General features: G+C 75.1%; 14 protein-coding genes and 1 tRNA gene. 7 read left to right on the top strand and 8 right to left on the bottom strand.

The genetic code is table 11. The features are described 5' to 3' along the window. Positions 1 to 85 precede the first annotated feature (85 nt). Complete coding sequence (locus AB0G79_RS12230) at positions 86 to 895, top strand: caspase family protein (RefSeq protein WP_360804367.1); 810 nt, start codon at positions 86 to 88, stop codon at positions 893 to 895. A gap of 78 nt (positions 896 to 973) precedes the next feature. Here AB0G79_RS12230 and AB0G79_RS12235 read toward each other — a convergent pair whose 3' ends face one another. The 7 genes from AB0G79_RS12235 to AB0G79_RS12265 all read right to left on the bottom strand — a co-directional run bounded on the left by AB0G79_RS12235 (position 974) and on the right by AB0G79_RS12265 (position 11,407). Beyond that, a complete protein-coding gene (locus AB0G79_RS12235; RefSeq protein ID WP_360804370.1) occupies positions 974 to 4,075 on the bottom strand; it encodes a helix-turn-helix transcriptional regulator in 3,102 nt (1,033 codons plus the stop codon). 212 nt (positions 4,076 to 4,287) lie between these two features. Then, the gene (locus AB0G79_RS12240) at positions 4,288 to 5,985 is read right to left on the bottom strand and encodes a S8 family serine peptidase (protein WP_360805141.1); all 1,698 of its coding nucleotides are present in this window, start codon (positions 5,983 to 5,985) and stop codon (positions 4,288 to 4,290) included. A 496-nt stretch (positions 5,986 to 6,481) separates the two neighbouring features. Further along, a complete protein-coding gene (locus AB0G79_RS12245; protein ID WP_360804373.1) occupies positions 6,482 to 7,333 on the bottom strand; it encodes a GNAT family N-acetyltransferase in 852 nt (283 codons plus the stop codon). 224 nt (positions 7,334 to 7,557) lie between these two features. After that, entirely contained in the window at positions 7,558 to 8,523 is a 966-nt protein-coding gene (locus AB0G79_RS12250; protein ID WP_360804376.1) for a hypothetical protein, read from the bottom strand. Then, positions 8,520 to 9,533 (bottom strand): SPFH domain-containing protein, encoded by a 1,014-nt coding sequence (locus tag AB0G79_RS12255; protein ID WP_360804379.1) that lies wholly within the window; start codon positions 9,531 to 9,533, stop codon positions 8,520 to 8,522. Before AB0G79_RS12255 ends, AB0G79_RS12250 begins: the two co-directional genes overlap by 4 nt. 81 nt (positions 9,534 to 9,614) lie before the next feature. Next, the gene (locus AB0G79_RS12260; RefSeq protein WP_360804382.1) at positions 9,615 to 10,601 is read right to left on the bottom strand and encodes a DMT family transporter; all 987 of its coding nucleotides are present in this window, start codon (positions 10,599 to 10,601) and stop codon (positions 9,615 to 9,617) included. Beyond that, entirely contained in the window at positions 10,598 to 11,407 is an 810-nt protein-coding gene (locus AB0G79_RS12265) for a phosphatase PAP2 family protein (RefSeq protein WP_360804385.1), read from the bottom strand. The genes AB0G79_RS12260 and AB0G79_RS12265 overlap by 4 nt, the downstream gene beginning before the upstream one ends. Positions 11,408 to 11,604: 197 nt before the next feature. On the opposite strand from AB0G79_RS12265, the gene AB0G79_RS12270 reads away from it, so the two are divergent. Beyond that, on the top strand, positions 11,605 to 12,207 hold the full coding sequence (locus AB0G79_RS12270; protein WP_360804388.1) for a TetR/AcrR family transcriptional regulator: 603 nt from the start codon (positions 11,605 to 11,607) through the stop codon (positions 12,205 to 12,207). Between the two features lie 29 nt (positions 12,208 to 12,236). Then, positions 12,237 to 12,617: a DUF488 family protein gene (locus AB0G79_RS12275; RefSeq protein ID WP_360804391.1), complete on the top strand. Its 381-nt coding sequence runs from the start codon at positions 12,237 to 12,239 to the stop codon at positions 12,615 to 12,617. Between the two features lie 181 nt (positions 12,618 to 12,798). Here the strand turns inward: AB0G79_RS12275 and AB0G79_RS12280 are convergent, their stop codons facing one another. Then, positions 12,799 to 13,389, bottom strand: a complete 591-nt coding sequence (locus AB0G79_RS12280) for a DUF309 domain-containing protein (protein WP_360804394.1) — start codon at positions 13,387 to 13,389, stop codon at positions 12,799 to 12,801. A 205-nt stretch (positions 13,390 to 13,594) separates the two neighbouring features. Between AB0G79_RS12280 and AB0G79_RS12285 the strand changes: the two genes are divergently transcribed. The 4 genes from AB0G79_RS12285 to AB0G79_RS12300 all read left to right on the top strand — a co-directional run bounded on the left by AB0G79_RS12285 (position 13,595) and on the right by AB0G79_RS12300 (position 19,460). After that, positions 13,595 to 16,387, top strand: a complete 2,793-nt coding sequence (locus AB0G79_RS12285; RefSeq protein ID WP_360805144.1) for an AAA family ATPase — start codon at positions 13,595 to 13,597, stop codon at positions 16,385 to 16,387. A 53-nt stretch (positions 16,388 to 16,440) separates the two neighbouring features. Further along, positions 16,441 to 16,514 (top strand) — tRNA-Pro (locus AB0G79_RS12290). A 226-nt stretch (positions 16,515 to 16,740) separates the two neighbouring features. Then, the gene (locus tag AB0G79_RS12295; RefSeq protein WP_360804397.1) at positions 16,741 to 18,360 is read left to right on the top strand and encodes an alpha/beta hydrolase; all 1,620 of its coding nucleotides are present in this window, start codon (positions 16,741 to 16,743) and stop codon (positions 18,358 to 18,360) included. Positions 18,361 to 18,569: 209 nt separating this feature from the next. Beyond that, entirely contained in the window at positions 18,570 to 19,460 is an 891-nt protein-coding gene (locus AB0G79_RS12300; protein WP_360804400.1) for a LysR family transcriptional regulator, read from the top strand. Positions 19,461 to 19,475: the final 15 nt, after the last annotated feature.

Genomic DNA, 19,475 nt, shown 5'->3' on the forward strand with positions numbered 1-19,475 from the left:
TCGGCGCCGTACCGCAGGCCACTCGATCAGCCACTCGATCAGCCGGTCGAGGCGTGCCCTCCCGTCCCCCGTAAGGAGGCACCCCATGGCCACCGGACTCTCCCTGCACGTCGGACTCAACGAGGTCGACCCGGCCCGCTACGAGGGCTGGGCGGGCACCCTGGTCGCCTGCGAGAACGACGCCCACGACATGGCGCGGATCGCCCGCACCGCCGGTTTCGAGGCCACCGTCCTGCTGACCCCGGACGGCAGCGTCGCCAACGTCACCGGCGTCCTCGGCGAGGCGGCGGCCCGGCTGGGCCCCGGCGACATCCTGCTCTTCACCTATTCGGGGCACGGCGGACAGCTGCCCGCCGGACCGGCCCCGGGTGACGACGAGCCCGACGCCCTCGACGAGACCCTCGTCCTCTACGACCGCCAGTTCCTCGACGACGAGGTGCGGCGGTGCTTCCGCGCCTTCGCCGACGGCGTCCGGATCGTCGCCTTCTTCGACTGCTGCCACAGCGGCAGCTCCATCGAGCTCCCCGGCGGCGCGGACGACGTCCGGGGACGGTACATGCCCGAACCCTGGCAGCGGCGGCTGTACGAGCGCGACCGCGGCTTCGTCGAGGAGCTCAGGCGCTCGCTGGCGAAGGACGCGCCCGACGACGGAGCCGCCCACTCGGCGCTGCTCGTCTCGGCCTGCCAGGACGACCAGGTGGCCTCCGACGGTGACGTCAACGGAGCCTTCACCGAAGCGCTGCTCACGGTGTGGGACGGCGGGGCCTTCCAGGGCGGTTACCGGGACTTCCACCGCGCGATCCGGGCGGAGCTGCCGTCGAGCCAGCGCCCGAACCTGCACCTGACGGGATCACCGGAGCCGGACTACGCGGACCAACGCCCTTTCACCGTCTGAGAAACGCAACCCTTCACCGTCTCGGAGCCGGGCGACCGGGCACGACGCCGACCGCCACGGGAACCCCTACTGGAACCCCTACTGGAACCGGAGAGCCGTCGCCAGCTGCGCCCGCGAGCGCACGTCGAGCTTCTGGTAGATCCGGGTGAGCCGCGCCTCGACCGTCTTCACGCTCAGGTACAGCTTCGAGGCCGCCTCCTGGTTGCTCGCGCCCTGGCAGACGAGCCGGGCGAGCCGCAGCTCCGCCTCCGTGAGCGAGGAGGCCGCCGACGGCGTCTCCTCGCGCGCCGCGGGACCCGGCCCCGTGCTCTCGCCCGCGCCGCCCGCCGGGGTCTCGCTCGCGAGCGCCAGCCACGGCGTCGCGCCGACCCGCTCGAAGACCGAGGCGGCCTCGCCGAGGGCGGCCTGCGCCGCCGAACGCCTGCGCCGCCGCCGCTCCACCCGGGCCAGCGCGATCAGCGCCCGCCCGCGCTCCAGGGGCAGCCCGGCACGGTCGAACCGCTCGGCCGTCCCCGTCAGCAGTTCGGCCGCCGCGTCCGTGCGGCCCTCCGCCGCGAGGCACAGCCCGCGCACCCGGTCGTAGCCGAGGAGGACGGGTCCGCGGCCGAGGCGCTCCGCCACCGGCCGTACCTCCGCGAGGAGTTCGAGGGCCTCGTCGCAGGCGTCGTTGGCGAGCAGCGCCTCGGCGAGCTCCTCGTGCCAGCGCAGCATGGACGGGTCGACGTTCGACTGCGCGCGCTCGTCGGTCTGGACGCGGCGCAGCGTCTCCAGCGCGGCGGCCACGTCCCCGGTGACCAGCTGGACGCGGCCGAGCGCGTACCGGCTGCGGGAGAGGAAGACGCGGTCGCCCTCCTCCTCCGACGCCTGGACGCTGCGCCGGGCGTAGCTCGTGGCCCGCGCGAAGCTGCCGCCCGCCGTCTCGGCGAGCGCGAGCGCGTACCAGGCGGGGCCGGGGGAGAGGCCCGCCTCCAGGGTGAGGCCGAGTGCCTGCCCGGCGTGAGCGAGCGCGGACTGGCACGGTCCGAGCCGGGACTCGATCTCGGCGAGCGTGCTGAGGAGCTCGATCGCGTCCTCGACGGTCCCGCGCCGCTGCACCAGCGGGAGGAGCGCGCCGAGTTCGTCGCGGGCGTCCGTGAGGCGTCCGTCGAAGAGAGCGTGACGGATCGTCAGGATCTGGGCGGCGTTGCGGAGTCCGAGCGGACGCTCGGCCAGTTCCAGTTCCCGCGCCCGGCCGAGGACCGTCTCGGCGTCCGGCGAGCCGAGGGCCCGCTCCATCCGGGCCTGGACCGTCAGTGCCTGCGCGGCCGTGCGGGCGTCGCCCATCGAGGCGGCGAGCGCGGCCGATTCGGCCGCCGCCGTCCGCGAGCGCTCCGGATCGCCGTCGGCGAGCACGTACTTGACGGCGAGCCGCAGCTGCACGGCGGCGCGGAGCGCGGTGTCGCCCTCCGAGTCCTCCATGGCGTGGACGTACATCTCGTCGAGCTCGGTCAGTCCCTGCCCGGCGGTGTCGAGGACGGCGAGCCGTGCCCGCACCCGGTCGGCCGGTGCCGCGTCCCGGGCGAGGAGGTCGGTGGCGGCGCGCATCGCGAGGTCGGCGCGGGCCGCGCGGGCGGCCTCCTCGGCGGCGTCGACGAGCCGGGCGATACGCCGCGTGCCGTGCCGGCCGGGGGTCGACTCGGCCGCGAGCAGGGCGAGTTCGGCGGCGAGGGCGCTGTTCCCGCGCCGCCGGGCCGTGTCGGCGGCGGCCGCCACCTCGGCCGCGAGCTCCTCGTCCGGGCTGTCGGTGGCGAGCGCCCGGTGGCGCACGGCCTCGACCGGGTCGTCGACGACCTCGGCGAGGGCCGCGTGCCCGGCGCTCCGCTCCGCCCAGCAGGCGTCGTGGACGAGCGTGGACGGCAGCAGCCCGGCGGTGAACGTCACCGAACCGTCCTCGGTGAGCGACACCAGGTCGGCCCGCTCGGCCGCCGCGAGGTCGGCCTCGGCGTTGGGCCGCCCCGCCCGCCGGATCAGGGTCGCCGAGGGCCGCAGCGCGAGCGCCGCGAGCAGCAGCGTCTCGCGGACGGGAAGGGGCGCGGCGCCGAGCAACTGCCGGGCGAGCCCCCGGGCCCGCCCGGACAGGGTGAGCGCCTCGGCGTGGTGCACGGGGGTACGGGCGTCCGCGAGCGAGCGGCCCACGGCGAGGGCGAGGCGCGGGTTGCCGCCGCTCGCCCGGTGGATGCGGCCCGCCATCCGGGACGGCAGCCGGTGGTGGATGAGGAGCGCGGCGATCTCGTCGGCGTGCAGCGGGGGCACGAACAGGACGTCGGCCTCCGACGGCACCCAGAGGTGCGTGGCGTGCGGGTCGTCGGGGCGGAAGGTCTCCCGCTGGTGCTCCCGCTGGTGCTCGCGGTGGAGGTCCCCGGCCTCGGCCGCCTCCCGGGGGGCGGGCTCGCGCGACTCGCGGCCGCCGGCCTCCCCGTACGGCTCCGGCGTCTCGACGGCGACCACCCGCAGGGCGGGCGGTGCGAGGTGGAGCGCGAAGCGGAGCAGGTCGGCGCTGTCGGCGTCCACGTGCTGGACGCCGTCGACGACGAGCAGGACGGGCCCGCGGCAGGCGAGCGCGCGGAGGATGCGGGCGATGCCGAGGCGCAGGGCGATCGGGTCCCAGCCGTCGGCCGCGAGCGGGGCTTCGCGGCAGAGCATGGCGACGGCGGTGCGCTGGGGGCCGGGCAGTTCGTCGAAGACGCCGGAGGCGAGCACGCCGGGCGCGAAGAGACCGGGCGTCTCGGGCCCGAGCGCGGGGGGCCGGGGCACGGGCAGGGCGGCTGCGGGGCCGCCGGACGCTCCCGAGGGGGATGCGGACGGCGAGGAGTACGGGGATGCGGAGGAGGAGGCGGGGACGAGCGCCGCGTCGGGGACGAGCGCGCCGAGCCCCGGCCAGGTCACGGTCGCGGCCACGGAGGCGACGAGGGCGGCGGCGGCCGCGCCGGGTATGTCCCGGTCGGACGGCAGGGTCGCGAGCCAGAGCACGATCTCGCCGCGGGCCTCCGCGCGGGCGGCCTCGGCGAGCGCGAGCTCCGTCTTGCCGACCCCGGCGGGTCCGGTGAGGAGCGCGCGGCCACGGGTGTGCAGGACGCGTTCGAGGCGGGCGAGGAACTCCTCGCGGCCGATGGGCGCAGGCCGGTGCGGCGCTGTCGTCACTGTCCCTCACCTCCGGCCCGCGGGTCCCGCCCATGAGCCCCGTGCGCAGAGAATACGGAGCTGACGCCCCGAGTCCAGGCCCGCTGTCCGAATGCCGGACAGCGTGCCCCGCCCGGAAAGCCCCCGGCACGCCAGAACGCGCCCGTGGTATAGACCACGAGCGCGTCGCTGACCAGCAATGATGCTGATGTGGGGGGTGGTTGAGCGGTGGATCAGAAGGTGAGGTTCCACGAGTCGATGTAGCCGGTGTCACCCGAGGCCACATCGCGGACCTGGAGCTTCCAGGTGCCGTTCGCGACCTCGCTCGACGCGTCGACCGTGTACGTCGCGAGGACGTTGTCGGCGCTGTCGTTGGAGGAGGACGCCTTCAGGTTGCGCACGGTGCCGTCCGGGGCGACCAGGTCGATGACCAGGTCACCGCGCCAGGTGTGCTTGATGTCCACGCCGACCTTGAGGGCGGCGGGGGCGTTGCCGGTGCGGCCGGTGACGGCGATCGAGGACGTCACCGTGGTGTTGTCGCTGATCGTGACGTCGGTGGCGTTGGTGAAGACGGTGCCGACCGGGGGCGTCGCGGTGACGGCGTCGACGGTCTTGGCGGCGTCGGCGATGCCGGTGCCGCAGCCCTGGGTGCAGGCGCCGGACGCCAGCGGACGGGCGTTGGCCTTGATCGCGGACTCGATCTCGGCCGGCGTGAGGGTGCTCTTGACCGACTTCAGGAGCGCGGCGAGACCGGCGACGTGCGGCGCGGCCATCGAGGTGCCCTGGTAGGGCTTGTAGTTCTCGGTCGACTGGGTCGTCGTGCCCGCGTTCAGCGTCGAGTAGATCGCGTTCTCGGGCGTGGTGACGGTGCCGGGCGTGTCGGTGGCGTTGCGGGTCTCGCCGCCGGGCGCGGCCACGTCCACCTTGGCGCCGTAGTTCGAGTAGTACGAACGGTTGCCGGCGCGGTTGGTCGACGCGACGGTGATGACGCCCGAGCAGTTCGCCGGGGTGAAGTTGGCCGTGTCGGCGTTGCTGTTGCCCGCGGCGACGACGACGGTGGTGCCGCGCGAGACGGCGCCGTTGATCGCGGTCTGGTAGACGCTCGGGCAGGTGGTGCTGCTGCCGCCCAGGCTCAGGTTGATGACCTTGGCCGGGGTCGCGTTCGCCGGGACGCCCGCGACGGTGCCGCCGGAGGCCCAGGTGATGGCGTCGGCGATGTCGGAGGACGAGCCGCCGCACTTGCCGAGGACGCGGACGGGCTGGATCTTCGCGTTGTACGCGATGCCCGCGATGCCCTTGGAGTTGTTGGTGACGGCGCCGATGGTGCCGGCCACGTGCGTGCCGTGCCAGGAGGAGTTGGACGCCTTGGAGCCGGTGCCGCACTCGCCGTCGGTGGCGTTCCAGTCGCCCTCGTCCTTCGAGTCCGCGTCACGGCCGTTGCCGTCGCGGGCGTCGGCGGACGCGGAGATGAAGTCGTAACCGGAGACGACGTTGGTCGCCAGGTCCGAGTGGGCCGCGTAGCCGGTGTCGATGACGGCGACGGTGACGCCGGAGCCGGTCGTCTTGTCCCAGGCCGAGGGAACGTTCATGCCGCCGGTGGCCTCGAAGAGGTCCCACTGCTTGGCGTAGTCGGTGTCGTTGGGCGCGGCAGCCATCGCGTAGGCGCGGATGTCGGGCTCGACGAGGGCGACGGACGGGTCGGCGCGGAACGCGTCCATGACCTCGTTGACGTCCTGCTGGGTCGCGCTGTCGCCCAGGTCGACCAGGGCGGCACCGCCGGAGAGGCGACGCTCGAAGGAGAGCCGCTCGCCCGTCTCCTTGGCCTTCGCGGCGGTGTCCGTCTTCGCGGCGGCGTTGGAACCGGCCTCGGCGGACTGGCTCTTGTAGGTGACGATGACCTTCTCGACCGGAGCGGTCGGAAGCGCCCGCATGGTCTGGGAAGCCGGAGCCGGCTTCGGGGTGGCAGCGCCCGGGACGGCGGCGATCGCCCCGGTGGTGGCAGCGGCGCCGAGGATCGCGGCGGTCGCGACCACGGATATGACTCTCCGCCTGGAACCGTTCAAGGTATGTGGCCCTTTCGAGTACGACGTGACGGTGCAGTGGCGGCGGCGCGGGACACGCGGGGCGAAGTGGGGTCGCTGTCCGTCGTTCCCTGGGCTGGGGAGCCCGTGCGCCGCCACCGGCGCGACGGCCCGGGTCAAGGCCGTCACCGGCGGATGCCACCCTCCTCATGCACCTGTCAGGGTGCATTCGAGGGATGGCATCTGCCGGTGTGGAGGACAGTAGGGAACGGGAAGGTGAACCCGATACGGGGAAAACCCTTGTCACCCCTCGCCGGGGGGAGGGGTGAGGGGAGGGGGGACGCGAGGGGGTCGCTTCGGGGGGTCTTGGGCGGTTACGTGGTAGGGCGCGGGTCCCGACGACCCGTCAGCCGAGCTCGAGCGTCGTGACGCCGAAGACCCGTTCCACGGCGACGGGCCGCACCGGACCCGTGTACATCCGCGCCGTCTCGAACGTCGGCCGCAGCCCCCGCTCCTCGGCGATCCGCGCCGCCGCCGGGTTCGTCTCCGGCATGTCGACCGCGATCCGCGCCGAACCGAAGGCCCGCGCCTCGGCGGCGAGGCCGTCGAGCAGCGCCGCCGCGTCCGCCGGGGTGTCCGCGAACAGCGGCCCGACCCGCGCCTCGTCCCGCGCGGGGCGCACCACCCCGTACCCGGCGGGCCGGCCGTCGACGACCCGGACGAGCGCGCGGTGGCCGGGCGTGCTCAGCCAGGAGGCCAGGAACCGGGGGCGGTCGGCGTGGTGGCACGCGCGGTCGTACGCGGCGAGGGCGGCCGGATCGACGAGAGCGGCGTCCACGAGCCCGGCCGCGGGGGTCTCGACGACCGGCACCTCACCCACGTACCGGGCCGTGCGGTACGCCGTCGCGAACCCGGAACGCCGGTAGTTGTCCTGCTGCGCCGGCACCGCGTCGAGCCCGACGACCCGCTCTCCGGCGTGGGCGAAGGCCGCGCGCCAGGTCTCGATCCCGTGGCCGCGTCCGCGCAGTCCGGGGCGGACGAGGTAGAACCCGAGGAAGGCGTACGTCTCGTCGTAGGTGACGACCGAGATCGCGGAGACGGGCTCGCCGTCCAGTCGGCCGATGAAGAAGCCGCCGGGATCCTGCGCGAAGAACGCGGTGGCGTCGGAGTGTCCGGGATTCCACCCTTCCTCGGCGGCCCAGGAGCGCACGATCTCCCAGTCCTGGAGCGTGGCGGTGGCGACGGACAGCGATGCCATGGGGTGTCCTCCGGCGATGGGGCGGTACCGAGCCGAACGCCCGGAAGCACATCGGGGCTCCGGGACTCCGGAGCTCCGGGATCGCGGCACTCTTGGGCTTGGGGGCTTGGGGGCTTGGGGGCTTGGGGGCTTCGGGGCTTCGGGGCTTGGGGGCTTCGGCTCGGCGAGCCTAGTGCCACCGCACCACCTCTCCGACCAGCACCGATGGATTCCGGCCGCGCCTCTCACCCCACCAGCCGCAGGCGGTCCGTCGCCGCCGTCAGCCGGACCGTCTGGCCCCACGTGAGGTGGAGGGCGTCCGATTCGACGCCGTCGCCGAAGGCGACGAGGTGGTCGGACTCCACGGTGAGGCGGAGGACGCGGCCCGGTTCGAGGACGCCTTCGACGCGGCTCGTGCCCGTCGTGGGGGACGGCCAGGCCTCACGGACGAACCAGGCGAGCCGGGGGTCCGACGGGGCGGGCAGGGCGAGGTGACTGGAACGCTGCTGCCAGAGCGAGCGGAGCCAGCCGGTCGCGCCCGTCCCGGTGCCGACCAGGACACCCGAGGACGCCTGGGCCTCGGCCTCGGACCCGGGTCCGGCCTCGGGCGCGGCCGCGCTTGCGGGCGCGGACCCGGCCCCGGCCCCGGCCCACGCCCCCGCGCCTTCGACGGCCAGCGCGTACCGCGCCGTCTGGTGGCCCGGTGGCCCCACGTAGATCTCGTTGAGGGCGACGAGCCGCTGGGCGTCGTCCGTCCGCGCCTCCACCATCGTCAGTTCGTCGACCGTCGCCCCGTCACCCGCCGCGTACGGAAGGAGCCGCCGCGCCTGGGCCGCGCGGTGGCGCACGAGGACGCCCGCGTTCCGCCCAGGGTCGGCGTCGATCCCGACCACCGGCTGTCCCGTGAGGTACTTCGCCGCGTTGGCGACCAGGCCGTCCTGCCCGACCACCACCACGACGTCCTCGGGCCCGAACAGGAACCGGTCCAGGTCGGCGCGTTCCACCCGGGTCTGCCGCCACGCGAGCGGCACCGCCGCCGCGACCTCGGCGAGGGCCCGCAGGACCCGCTCGTGCCGCTCGCGCACGGCCTCGATCGAGCGGCCGCGCGTGGAGAGGAAGAACGCCGCCTGGCCGTGCGTCCCGTGCCGGGCGAGCAGCTCCTCGTACTCCGTGGTCCGGTGCACGAGGACCGCGCGCGGGGCGAGGCTCACGGCCGGGCCCCGCCCTCGCCGCCGCTCAGCTTCGCGAGCAGCCCCGTCACCACGTCGGGGGAGAGCGTGAGGTGCTCGATGCGCGGCAGGTTCTCCGCCGCGCGGGTCACCGCGAGCGCGTGCAAGGTGGCCGGATCCGTCTCGGCGTGCGCCCGCAGCCATGCCGCCTGCGCGCCGGCGCGCGCGTCGCCGACCAGGCGCGCCGCCTCGGCCTCGGCCCGTGCGAGCCGCACCTTGCGGGAGCCCTCGGCCTCCGCGCGTACGGCGTCGGCGGCGGCGCTCTCCTCCGCCTCGCGGCGCGCGTTCGTGCCGCGCTGCTCGACGAGCCGCTCCTCCTGGCGGGCCAGTTCGATCTTGCTGGCGAGCTCGTTCTCGGCGATGGCGCGCTCGCGCTCCACCGCCACGGCCCGGCGCTCGTACGTGGCCCGGTCCGCCTCCTGCTGGATCTGCTCGCGCGCGGGCGTGCGGAGCGCGCGTTCCACCTCGGGCTCGGGGCGGATGGCGACGACGCGGACGGCGACCAGTTCGATCCCGGTGTCCGGCAGGCGCGGCTCGGCGGCGAGTCCCGCCGCGATCCGGTCCCTGACCGCGGCGACGCCGTCGACGAGCGCCGCCGCGAGCGTGGTGCGCGCGAGGACGTCGAGGGCGTGCTGCTGGGCGGTCTCGGTGAGCAGCGTCGCGATCTGCTCCAGGGGCGTACCCCGCCAGTCGCCCGTGTCGGGGTCGATGGAGAAGTCGAGCCGGGTGGCCGCCGCGGCCGGGTCGCCGATCCGGTACGTGACGGTGGACTGGACGCTGACGTCCTGGAAGTCGGCGGTGCGGGCGTGGAACGCCATCGCGAGCTCGCGGTCGTTCACCGGCACCTCGGAGAGCGCGGCGGTCCGCGGCCGGAACCAGAAGCTCAGCCCCGCGCCGTCGTGGACGAGCTGCCCGCTGCGCTGGTGGCGGATGTGGGCGGTGGGCGCGGAGCGCAGATGCCGCCAGCCGGACCGCCGGGTGATGTCAGCCATGGAACCCCCTTGTCGTCACTATGACGGTAGGGGGTTCCGGTGCTTCTCGTCAATATGACGTAATGGGTCGCCGGTCCGGCGTCAGCGGGCCAGCGACGCGGGCGCGGGCGCCGGCTCGACCTCCGGCAACGGGAAGTCGAGGGCGGCGGGGCGCGGCGCGGAGCCCGCGACCACGGGGGACGGGACCGGCGCCCCGTCGGCCGGGGGAGCGCCCTTGGTCAGCAGGATCACGCCCCGCGCGGCGACCAGGGCCGCCGCGCCCGCGACCGGCCAGCCCCACGCGCCCGCCCGGAAGGTCTCGCCGAGCAGGGCCACGCCGATGACCGCCGCCGCGGCCGGGTTGGAGAGGTTGACCACGGCGAGCGGCGCCGCGAGACCGCCCCGGTAGGCCGCCTGGGAGAGGAGCAGTCCGCCGGCGGCGAAGCCGGAGATGAGGACCGCGAGCAGGGTCGTCTGCCACCAGGCGAGGGCGTGGCCGGGCAGTTCGAGGGCGAGCGCGGCCGTGAGGGTCTGGGTGAGCGCGGACGCGACACCGGACGCGACGCCCGAGGCGGTCGCGTGCCCGAGCCCGCGTCCCCGGGCGGCGCCCGCGCGGCTCCGTCCCGAGGTCAGGGCCGCGATCAGGAGCGCCGTCGCCGCCGCGACCACCAGCGCCTCGCGCAGGCTGAGCGCCTCCCCGGGCGCCGCGGGGCCGGTCATCGCGACCAGGCCGACGAGCCCGCCGAGGGTCAGGAGCGCGCCGCGCCACTCGGTACGGGTGACCCTCCGGCGCGCGCAGTACGCGCCCAGCGGCAGCGCCGCCACGAGGGTCAGGGCGCCGAGCGGCTGGACCAGCGTCAGCGGCCCGTAGTGCAGGGCGGCCACGTGGGCGAGCGCCCCGGCGGCGTTGAGGCCGACGGCCCACCACCACTGCCCGCGCGCCAGCAGCGCCTTGAGTGCCCCGCGCCCGTCGGCCGGTGCGGCGGACGAGGCGGCGAGCCGCGCCTGGGCGACGGCGGCGAGGGCGTACCCGGCGGCCGAGACGAGGGAGAGGAGCACCGCGAGGACGGTGCCGGTGACGGGGTTCATCTCAGGACTCCGGCCGGAGGTGCGGTGGTGGTGGCGGTGCGGGGGCGCGGTACCCGGGGGGTCGCGGTGCGGCCGGGGCCGGGGGCCCGGACGGCGAGCAGCGCGAGGCCCAGGAGTGCGGCGGCGGCCAGTGCGTCGAACCAGTAGTGGTTGGCGGTGCCGACGACGACGAGCAGTGTCAGCAGGGGGTGGAGCAGCCAGAGGCCGCGCCAGCGGGAGCGGGTGGCGGCGATGAGGCCCACGGCGACCATGAGCGCCCAGCCGAAGTGGAGCGAGGGCATGGCGGCGAACTGGTTCGCCATCGAGTCGGTCTCCGGCGTGGCGCCGTACACGGAAGGCCCGTACACCCGCGCCGTGTCGACGAGCCCGGCCGCGGTGAGCATCCGGGGCGGTGCGAGCGGCATGAGCAGGTGCAGGGCGAGCGCGGCGCCGGTGAGGAGGGCGAGGACGCGGCGCGACCACAGGTAGTGGGCGGGGCGGCGCCAGTACAGCCAGGCGAGGAAGGCGATCGTGGCCGGGAAGTGCACGGCCGCGTAGTAGGTGTTGGCGATCCGGATCAGCGGCTCGCCGCCGTGCGTCAGCAGGTGCTGGACCGTCTCCTCGCCGGGCAGGTGCAGGGCGCGCTCGGCGTCCCAGACGCGGTGGGCGTTGCGGAAGGCGGCCGCCTCGTGGCCGTTGGCGAGGAGCCGGCCGAGCTTGTAGACGAGGAAGAGCGCGGAGACGAGCAGGAACTCGCGCAGGAGCGGCGGCCGGGCGGGCGTGTCGTCGCCCGAGGGGCTCCGTGTCCGGCGTATCGCGGCAGGCATCGCGCGTCCCCTCTTCGTCGTCTCTGGCGTCCTCTTCGGGCGTCGTCTCGGGCGTCTTCACCGGCAGGTCGTGGCAGGAAAACGGAGTGAGCCTAGATCCGATTTCATCGAGACGCAAACGTCTCGATACGTTTGCGTCTCGATTGTGCACCCCCTACTCTCGTATGTGCAGGGATAGAGGTGTTCGGGAGGGTTCGATGTCCACGCAGGCCGCGACCGCCGCCGCCCGTCGCAGCAAGATCACGCCGGAGCGCGAGGGCGAGCTGTACGACGCGGTGATCCGCCTCCTCAGGGAGGGCGGCTACGACTCGGTGACCATGGAGGGCGTCGCGGCCCTCACCAAGTGCGGCAAGGCGACCCTCTACCGCCAGTGGGGCACGAAGGCGCAGCTCGTCACGGCCGCCCTCGCCCGCAGCCGCTGCACCGTCTTCGCCGGCATCGACACCGGGACCCTCGAAGGGGACCTGCGCGAGGCGGCCCGCGTCGCCGCCTCCCACCGCGAGCGCGACGCCGAACTGATGGAGGCCGTCGCCCAGGCGTACGTCCAGCACCCCGACCTGCGGGCCTCGCTCCGCGAGACCGTCATCGCCCCCGAGGTCGCGGCGATCGACGCGGTCGTGGCGCGGGCGGTCGAGCGCGGCGAGGTCGCCGCCGACAACCCGGCCATCGCCTTCGTCGCGCCCTGCTTCATGGGCATGCTCCGCGTCGAGCGGATCTTCGAGGACCGGTTCGCCGAGGAGTCGCCGATGGCCGGATTCGTGGAGGCCGTCCTCCTTCCGGCACTGCGCGCCGCGCGCTGAGCCGCCGGACCGTCCGGCACCCTGGGGGGATGTCCTCCCGCTCCTCCAGCGCCCCTGACGTCCGTGTCCGCCGGATCTACGAGCCCCCGTCGCCCGACGACGGCGTGCGGGTCCTCGTCGACCGCCTCTGGCCGCGCGGGCTGGCCAGGACGGACGCCCGCATCGACGAGTGGCCCAAGGCGCTGACGCCCTCCACGGAGCTCCGCCGCTGGTACCACGGGCCCGAGGGCGAGTACGAGGAGTTCCGCCGTCGTTACGAGGCCGAACTCGCCGCTCCCGACGCCGCCGAGGCCCTCAGCCGCCTCCGCGAGCGCGCCGCCGACGGGACGCTCACCCTGCTGACGGCGGCCAAGGACCCGTCGGTCAGCCACACGACGGTCCTCCGGGAGGAACTGTCGAGGGAGGCGTGACGACAACGGGGGACGGCAGGAAGAGGGGCGGGGTCAGGGGGCGTGCGGAGAGCCTTCACGCGCCCCTGTGCACACCCGTACGCCTCTCCCCGCTCGCGCGCCCCTACGCCACTGCTCACCCGCCTGCACACCGCTGCTCACGGGCCTGTACGCCTCCGCTCACGCGCCCGTACGCCTCCGCTCACGCGCCCCCGAGCAGCCGCGGCGCCTCCACGGCCGCGTCGACGACGGCATCCGTCCCCGCCCCGGCCTCCACCCGCGCCGCCAGCGCGCGCGCCCAGGCCACGAGGCCGCCCACGTCGATCCCGTACGGCTCCGAGCCTCCGCGCGCCGAACCGTCCCCCGAACCGCCTTCCCGGCCGTGCCCCGAACCGCCCTCCGGGCCGTCCCCCGAGCCGTTCTCCGAACGTCCCCGCGAGCCGCCCGCGAGCCGGTCGGCTCCCCGGCGGAGGAGACGGGCGCCACCCGGCAGGTTCCCCCGGGCCGCGTGCGTCAGGCCCACCGCGAGCTGCGCCAATCCCTGCCACAGGTCACGCTCCGCCTCGGGGCCCGACTTCCACGCGTCCTCGAAGACCTCGTGCGCGTGGAACGGCATCCCCGCGTCGAGCAGCCGCTGAGCCTCCCGCACCGTCTCCTCCGGCGCCCGCACGACCCCCTCGGCCAGCCGGGGCACACCCTCCGCCCCGTACGGCAGCGGCCGGCCGAGCCCGTCGCGGGGACGCGCGCTCCGCGCCCTGCCCGCCTCGTCGCGATCCCTCGTGGTCCGGTTCACCCGCCCATTGTGGCCCCCGGAAGCACCGGGACCGCTAGGCTCGTCGATCCGACGCCTCCCTGATCCGTGCGGGTTGCACGGATCGGACCGGGGAGGCGTCATGCTCGTAGCTCTTGTGGGGGAGTGAATCACCGTGTCGTCGCATCCCGAACAGACGCCGCTCGCCAGGCCGTTCAGGGCCCACTCCTGCCCGGAGCCCGGACTCCTGCTCGAACGCGGACCCGAACTGGCCGCGGCCGCGCACGCCGTGGAGGAACTCGTCGCGGGCGCCGCCGAGGGCGAACCCGCCCGCGGCGGCGTCCTCGTCTACCGGGGCGACGCGGGCGTCGGGAAGACCGCGCTCCTCGCGGAGATACACCGCACCGCCCAGGACCGCTGCACCATCCTCACCGCCCGCGGCGGCGAGACCCTCACCTCGGTCCCGTTCCACCTCACGCGACAGCTCCTCCAGCCCGCCCTGGACGGGTACGGAGCCGAGGAGCTCAACCGCCTCTTCGGCGACCACTTCGACCTCCTCGCCCCCGCGCTCGGCCTCGCCTCGCCGTTCGCCTCCTCCGAGGAACCCGCCGACCCGCAGGGTGTCCGGATCGGACTGGCCGCACTCCTCGGCCGCCTCGCGGACCGCCTGCGGCACAAGCCCCCGGTCCTCCTCGTCGACGACGCGCACTGGGCCGACGCCGAGACCCTCGCGTGGCTCGACGTCTTCACGAGGACGCGCAGGGGCCGCAGGCTCCCCGCGCTCGTCGTCCTCGCCCACCGCCCGGTCACGGAGGACGACCGGACCGCCGAAGCCTCCGGCTCTCCCGCGCCCTCCGGTACCCCCGTGACCCCCGACACCACCGGCCGTGACCAGCGCACCGCGCTCCTCGCCGCCTTCGCCCAGCGCGCCCACCGGACGCTCGGCCTCGACGTCCTCACCTACGAGGCCACCGCCGAACTCGCCCGCGAGGCGCTCGGTGCCCACGCCGACGAACCCTTCTGCCGCGAGCTGTGGCGGGTGACCACCGGCAACCCGTACGAGACGGTCGAACTCCTCGCGAAGGCCCGCGACCGGATGCTCGAACCCGTCGCAGGCTCGGCCTCCCTCCTCGAAGGCCTCGGCGCGGGCGCCAAGGGCGGCGGCCTCGTCGCCCGCCTCCAGGACCTCGGCCCCGCCCCGACCCGCCTCGCGTACGGCATCGCCATCCTCGGCGCCGACAGCACCCCCGAGCTCCTCGCCCTGCTCACCGGCATGAGGCCGGCCGAGGTCGCCGAGTACACGCAGGTCCTCCGCGACGCCCGCATCGTGGCGGCCGCGCCGCCGCACCGGCGGGGAGCGGGGGCCGCCCACCTCAGCCTCGTCCCCCACCAGGCCGACGGCCGGCCCGCCTCCCCTCCGCTGGAGTTCACCCACCCCCTCGTCGCGACCGCCGTCTACGGCTCGATGTCGCAGGCCGCCAGGACCGCCATGCACGGCCAGGCCGCCTGGATCCTCGAATCGGCCAAGTACGGGGCCGCCGCCATCTCCCGGCACCTCCTCGAAGTCCACCCGGACGACGACCGGAACGTGGTCCAGCGCCTGCGGGACGCCGCCAGGGAACACCTTGCCGTCGGGGCCCCCGACGCGGCCCGCCGCTGCCTGGAGCGGGCCATCGACGAGCCGCCCGGCGCCGACGCGTACGCCCAGGTCCTGTACGAGCTCGGCTGCGCCTCCCTGCTCACCGCGCCCGCCGCCACGGTCCTGCACCTCCGCTCGGCGCTCGCCATGCCCGGCCTCGGCGACGACCTGCGCACCGACGCGACCTACCGGCTCGCCCAGGCCCTCGCCCACAACAACCAGCTCCAGGACGCGGCCGACGCGCTCGCCGCCGAGATCGAGCGGACCCCGCCCGGCATCGACCGGCGCCGCCTCCAGGCCGCCCACTTCATGTACGAGGGCTTCGTCGCGACCGAGGAGGACGGCCCGGCCCGCTCCGCCCGCCTCGCCGAGCTGACCGCCGGCTTCACCGGCGGGGAGAACTCCGAGCGGGCCCTCATCACCGTCCGCGGCTTCGACGCGATGCTGCGGGGCGAGCCCGCCGACGAGGTCGTACGCCTCTGCGACCGCGCCCTCGTGGGCGGCCTGCCCGCTCGAGGCCTCGGCTGGACCGACACCGCCTGGGGCTTCGAGATCCCCGCGCTCACCGGCATCGCGTACGCCTTCGCCGACCGCACCGACCGGGCCGAGGCCCTCTTCACCGAGGCGGTCAGGGCGTACGAGATCTCCGGCTGGAGCGGCGCCCACCTCGCCTTCGCCCGCGCCCTCCTCGGCCTGGTCCACCGCCGCAAGGGCGACCTGCCGGGCGCCCAGCACCACCTGGAGGAGGCGCTCCGCCTCGCCGACCGGGTCGGCGACGGGCTCCCGGTCCACTGGGACACCGTCTGCCTCCTCGTCGACACCCTCCTCGCCCGCGGAGAGGTCGCCAAGGCCCGCGAGTTCGCCGACAAGTACTCCTTCGGCCCGCCCTGGCCCGGCGCGATCGTGCTCCCCGACGGCCCGAGCGTCCTCGGGAAGCTCCTCCTCGCCGAGGGCCGCGTCGAGGAGGCCGTACGCACCCTGGAGGCGGCGGCCGACGCGCTGACCGTCCGCGGCCGCCACCACGTCGTCTGGGCCCCGTGGCCCTTCGACCTGGCCCGCGCCCTGGCGCCGACCGACCCGGAGCGTGCCGCCCGGATCGCCGCCGAGGCCCGCGTCCACGCCGAACACCTCGGCACCCCCACGGCCCTCGGCGAGGCCCTCCGCTGCCAGGCCCTCTTCGCCGACCCCGCCGAGGCCCGCCGCCTCCTCACCGAGGCCGTCGCCCACCTCGCCGCCTCCCCGTCCCGCTACGAGGAGGCCCGGGCCCAGTACGACCTGGCCCTCGCCACCGGAGACCCCGCCGCCTTCGAGAGGGCCGCCGCCCTGGCCACCACCTGCGGCGCCGACGCCCTCGCCGAAGCAGCGGTGACAGCCCGTGCGTCATCCCGCCCCCAGGAGTGAGGTAATGTTCTTCCTGCACGCCGCCACCGGGGAAACCCGGCGGAGACGCGCACCGGGACGTGGCGCAGCTTGGTAGCGCACTTGACTGGGGGTCAAGGGGTCGCAGGTTCAAATCCTGTCGTCCCGACTCGAAAGAGTCGTTGATCAAGGGGCCGTTTCAGAGCAATCTGAAACGGCCCCTTGATCGTTTCTGGGGTTCGGGGCACGCCCGGCGGCTGCCCCCGAGACCCGCGGCGCGGCGCCTCCTCCTCCAGGTGGAGAGGACGCCCTCCTCCGGGGGGATCCGGACAACTCGCTTGTGCGACAGGGTTCTTGGGACCGGAAGTCCACCTCCCACAAGGATCTCCCTCATCATGCGAAACCGACGCACCGCGTCCGCCGTGGCCTTCGGCGCCCTCGCGACGCTCCTGCCCGCACTCACCCCGGCCGTCGCCTCGGCGGCGGCCGGGCCGGCGTCCCACGGCACCGCCGCGGCCCCCGCTTCCTTGGCCGCGGCCGCCCCGCTCACCCGCTACGAGCGCCAGAAGCCGCGCTGGGCCCCCTGCGAGGACGAGGGGCCGGCCTCCTACGAGTGCGCCACGATCAAGGTGCCCCTCGACTACGCCCGGCCCGACGGCCGCACCCTCGACCTCGCCGTCTCCCGGGTGAAGGCGACCAGCGCCGAGGACCGGCGAGGGGTGCTGCTCCTGAACCCGGGCGGACCCGGCGGACCGGGCCTGGACATGCCCGTCTGGATGGGCCCGATGCTCGCCGACGACGTGCGGAAGCGATACGACCTGATCGGCTTCGACCCGCGCGGTGTCGGCCGCAGCACCCCGCTGACCTGCGGCCTCAACGAGCAGGAGCTCAACTGGCAGCGCCCGTACAAGGCGGCGGAGTTCGCGAAGGACGTCCGGTGGGCGCGTACCGTCGCGGAGAAGTGCCGGGCGCGCAACGGCTCGGCCCTGGCGCACATGGACACCCGCAACACGGCCCGCGACATGGACGTCATCCGCGCCGTGCTCGGCGAGCGGAAGATCTCGTACCTCGGCTACTCCTACGGGACCTACCTGGGCGCCGTCTACACCCAGCTGTTCCCGCGGCGCGCCGACCGCTTCGTCCTCGACAGCGCCGTGGACCCGGAGCGGATCTGGCGCGGCATGATCCAGATATGGGCCGAGGGCGCGGAACCGGCGTTCACCCGCTGGACCGCCTGGGCCGCCGAGCGGAACGCCGCCTACGGGCTCGGCGCCACCCCCGCCGAGGTCGGCGCCACCTTCTGGGGCCTGGTCGCCCGGGCGGACCGGAAGCCGATCGAGCTCGACGGCGTGCCGATGACGGGCGACGACATCCGGCTCACCGCCCGCGGCGCCGTCTTCGACGTGGCGTACGCCTCCGAGGCGACCGCCCGGCTCAAGGCCGCCGCCGAGGGCCGGCCCCCGGCGCCCGCCCGCCGCGCCGCCCCGTCCGCTCCGGCCGCGCCGCCGGAGGTGCCCGGCGACAACATGGACGCGGTCTTCTGGTCCGTGGTCTGCTCCGACACCCGCGCCTGGCCGAAGGACCCGGAGCGGTACCGGCGCGACGCGGTCCGTGACAAGGTCCGCTACCCGCTGTACGGCGACTTCGCGTCGAACATCAAGCCCTGTGCGTTCTGGAGCCCCGGCGCCGAGCCGGCCACCGTGGTGAACAACTCCGTCCGCGCCCTCGTCCTCCAGAACGAGTGGGACTCCCAGACCCCGCTGGCCAGCGGCCAGGGCCTGCGCCGGGCCCTCAAGGGAGCCAGGATGGTCACCGTCCTCGGCGGCCAGGGGCACGGCGTGTACGGGCTCGGGTCCTGCGCCGACGCGACCGCGACCTCTTACCTGGTCACCGGCCGGCTGCCCGCGAAGGACCTGACCTGCCGCACCCCGGCCGACCAGGCCCAGCGCTCCGACGCCCCGACGCTCCCGGGGATCCCGCGGAGCCTGCCGATCGGCGGCACCGACCGCTTCTGACGCGCCCCGCGCGAGCGACGAGGGGTCGGACGCCCCGACCGGACGCCAGACCGGGCGCCCGACCCCTCACCCCTCACCGCGCCGCATCCGACGTCAGTTCGCCGACACGGGCCCCATGGGCCTCCGAACGTCGCCGGGCCTGGAGGCACGGGTGGACCGGCACGCCGCCCGGCATCGGCGGCGTGGGGGCGACTGGTTAGCCTGCGGGTATGGAGCGGCGTGAGATCGAGGTGTTCCTGACCCTGTCCGAGGAGCTGCACTTCGGGCGGACGGCCGAGCGGCTGGGGGTCAGCGGCGCGCGGGTGAGTCAGACGATCAAGCAGTTGGAGCGGCGGCTCGGGGTGGCGCTGTTCCTGCGGACGAGCCGGTCCGTGGCGCTGACCGACGTCGGCAGCGCGCTGCGGGAGGACGTGCGCGCCGGACACCAGCGGATCCAGGACGGGATCGCCCGTGCCGTCGCCGCGGGGCGGGGGTTCACCGGCGTACTGCGCGTGGGCTTCTCCAGCCCCCTGGCGGGGGAGGCGATCATGGCCGCCGCCGAGGTCTTCCGCGGCCGCCACCCCGAATGCGAGACGCGCATCCGTGAGGTGCATCTGTCCGATGCGTTCGGCGCGCTGCGCGGCGGGGAGCTCGACGTGCAGATCACCGAGCTGCCCGTGCGCGAGGCCGGTCTGGAAACCGGGCCGGTGCTGCTGCGCGACGCGCGCATGCTGGCCGTGTCCGCCCGGCATCCCTTCGCCCGGCGGGACTCCGCCACGGTGGAGGACCTCACCCGGGACACCGTTCTCGTACCCGTCGGCGCCCCCGGCTATCTGCTGGACGCCCTCATCCCGCCGCAGGCGCCCAGTGGCAGGCCCGTGCGGCGTGAGGCGGCGGCGTCGTCGCGGCAGGAACTGCTGACGCTCGTCAGCGCCGGCGCCGGGATGGCCGTGGTGGGCCGGCAGGCCCTGCGCTACCACGCCAGGCCGGACATCGTGTACCTGCCGCTGACCGGACTGCCTCCCATCGAGTACGGGCCCGTCTGGCCGGCCGGCGCCCTGACCAGCAGGGTCCGCGCGTTCGTCGAGCTGCTGCGGACCGGCGGGCGGGCGGATCGTTAAGTCCAGGCTTAATGA

This window comes from Streptomyces sp. NPDC020807 (assembly GCF_040641575.1).
Lineage (GTDB): Bacteria > Actinomycetota > Actinomycetes > Streptomycetales > Streptomycetaceae > Streptomyces.

Bases quoted from the DNA above. Each gene is read 5' to 3' on its own strand.
- AB0G79_RS12295 (WP_360804397.1), top strand. From the start codon at position 16,741: ATGCGAAACCGACGCACCGCGTCCGCCGTGGCCTTCGGCGCCCTCGCG.
- AB0G79_RS12275 (WP_360804391.1), top strand. From the start codon at position 12,237: ATGTCCTCCCGCTCCTCCAGCGCCCCTGACGTCCGTGTCCGCCGGATC.
- AB0G79_RS12230 (WP_360804367.1), top strand. From the start codon at position 86: ATGGCCACCGGACTCTCCCTGCACGTCGGACTCAACGAGGTCGACCCG.
- AB0G79_RS12245 (WP_360804373.1), bottom strand. From the start codon at position 7,333: ATGGCATCGCTGTCCGTCGCCACCGCCACGCTCCAGGACTGGGAGATC.
- AB0G79_RS12255 (WP_360804379.1), bottom strand. From the start codon at position 9,533: ATGGCTGACATCACCCGGCGGTCCGGCTGGCGGCATCTGCGCTCCGCG.
- AB0G79_RS12270 (WP_360804388.1), top strand. From the start codon at position 11,605: ATGTCCACGCAGGCCGCGACCGCCGCCGCCCGTCGCAGCAAGATCACG.
- AB0G79_RS12260 (WP_360804382.1), bottom strand. From the start codon at position 10,601: ATGAACCCCGTCACCGGCACCGTCCTCGCGGTGCTCCTCTCCCTCGTC.
- AB0G79_RS12265 (WP_360804385.1), bottom strand. From the start codon at position 11,407: ATGCCTGCCGCGATACGCCGGACACGGAGCCCCTCGGGCGACGACACG.
- AB0G79_RS12240 (WP_360805141.1), bottom strand. From the start codon at position 5,985: ATGCGGGCGCTTCCGACCGCTCCGGTCGAGAAGGTCATCGTCACCTAC.
- AB0G79_RS12300 (WP_360804400.1), top strand. From the start codon at position 18,570: ATGGAGCGGCGTGAGATCGAGGTGTTCCTGACCCTGTCCGAGGAGCTG.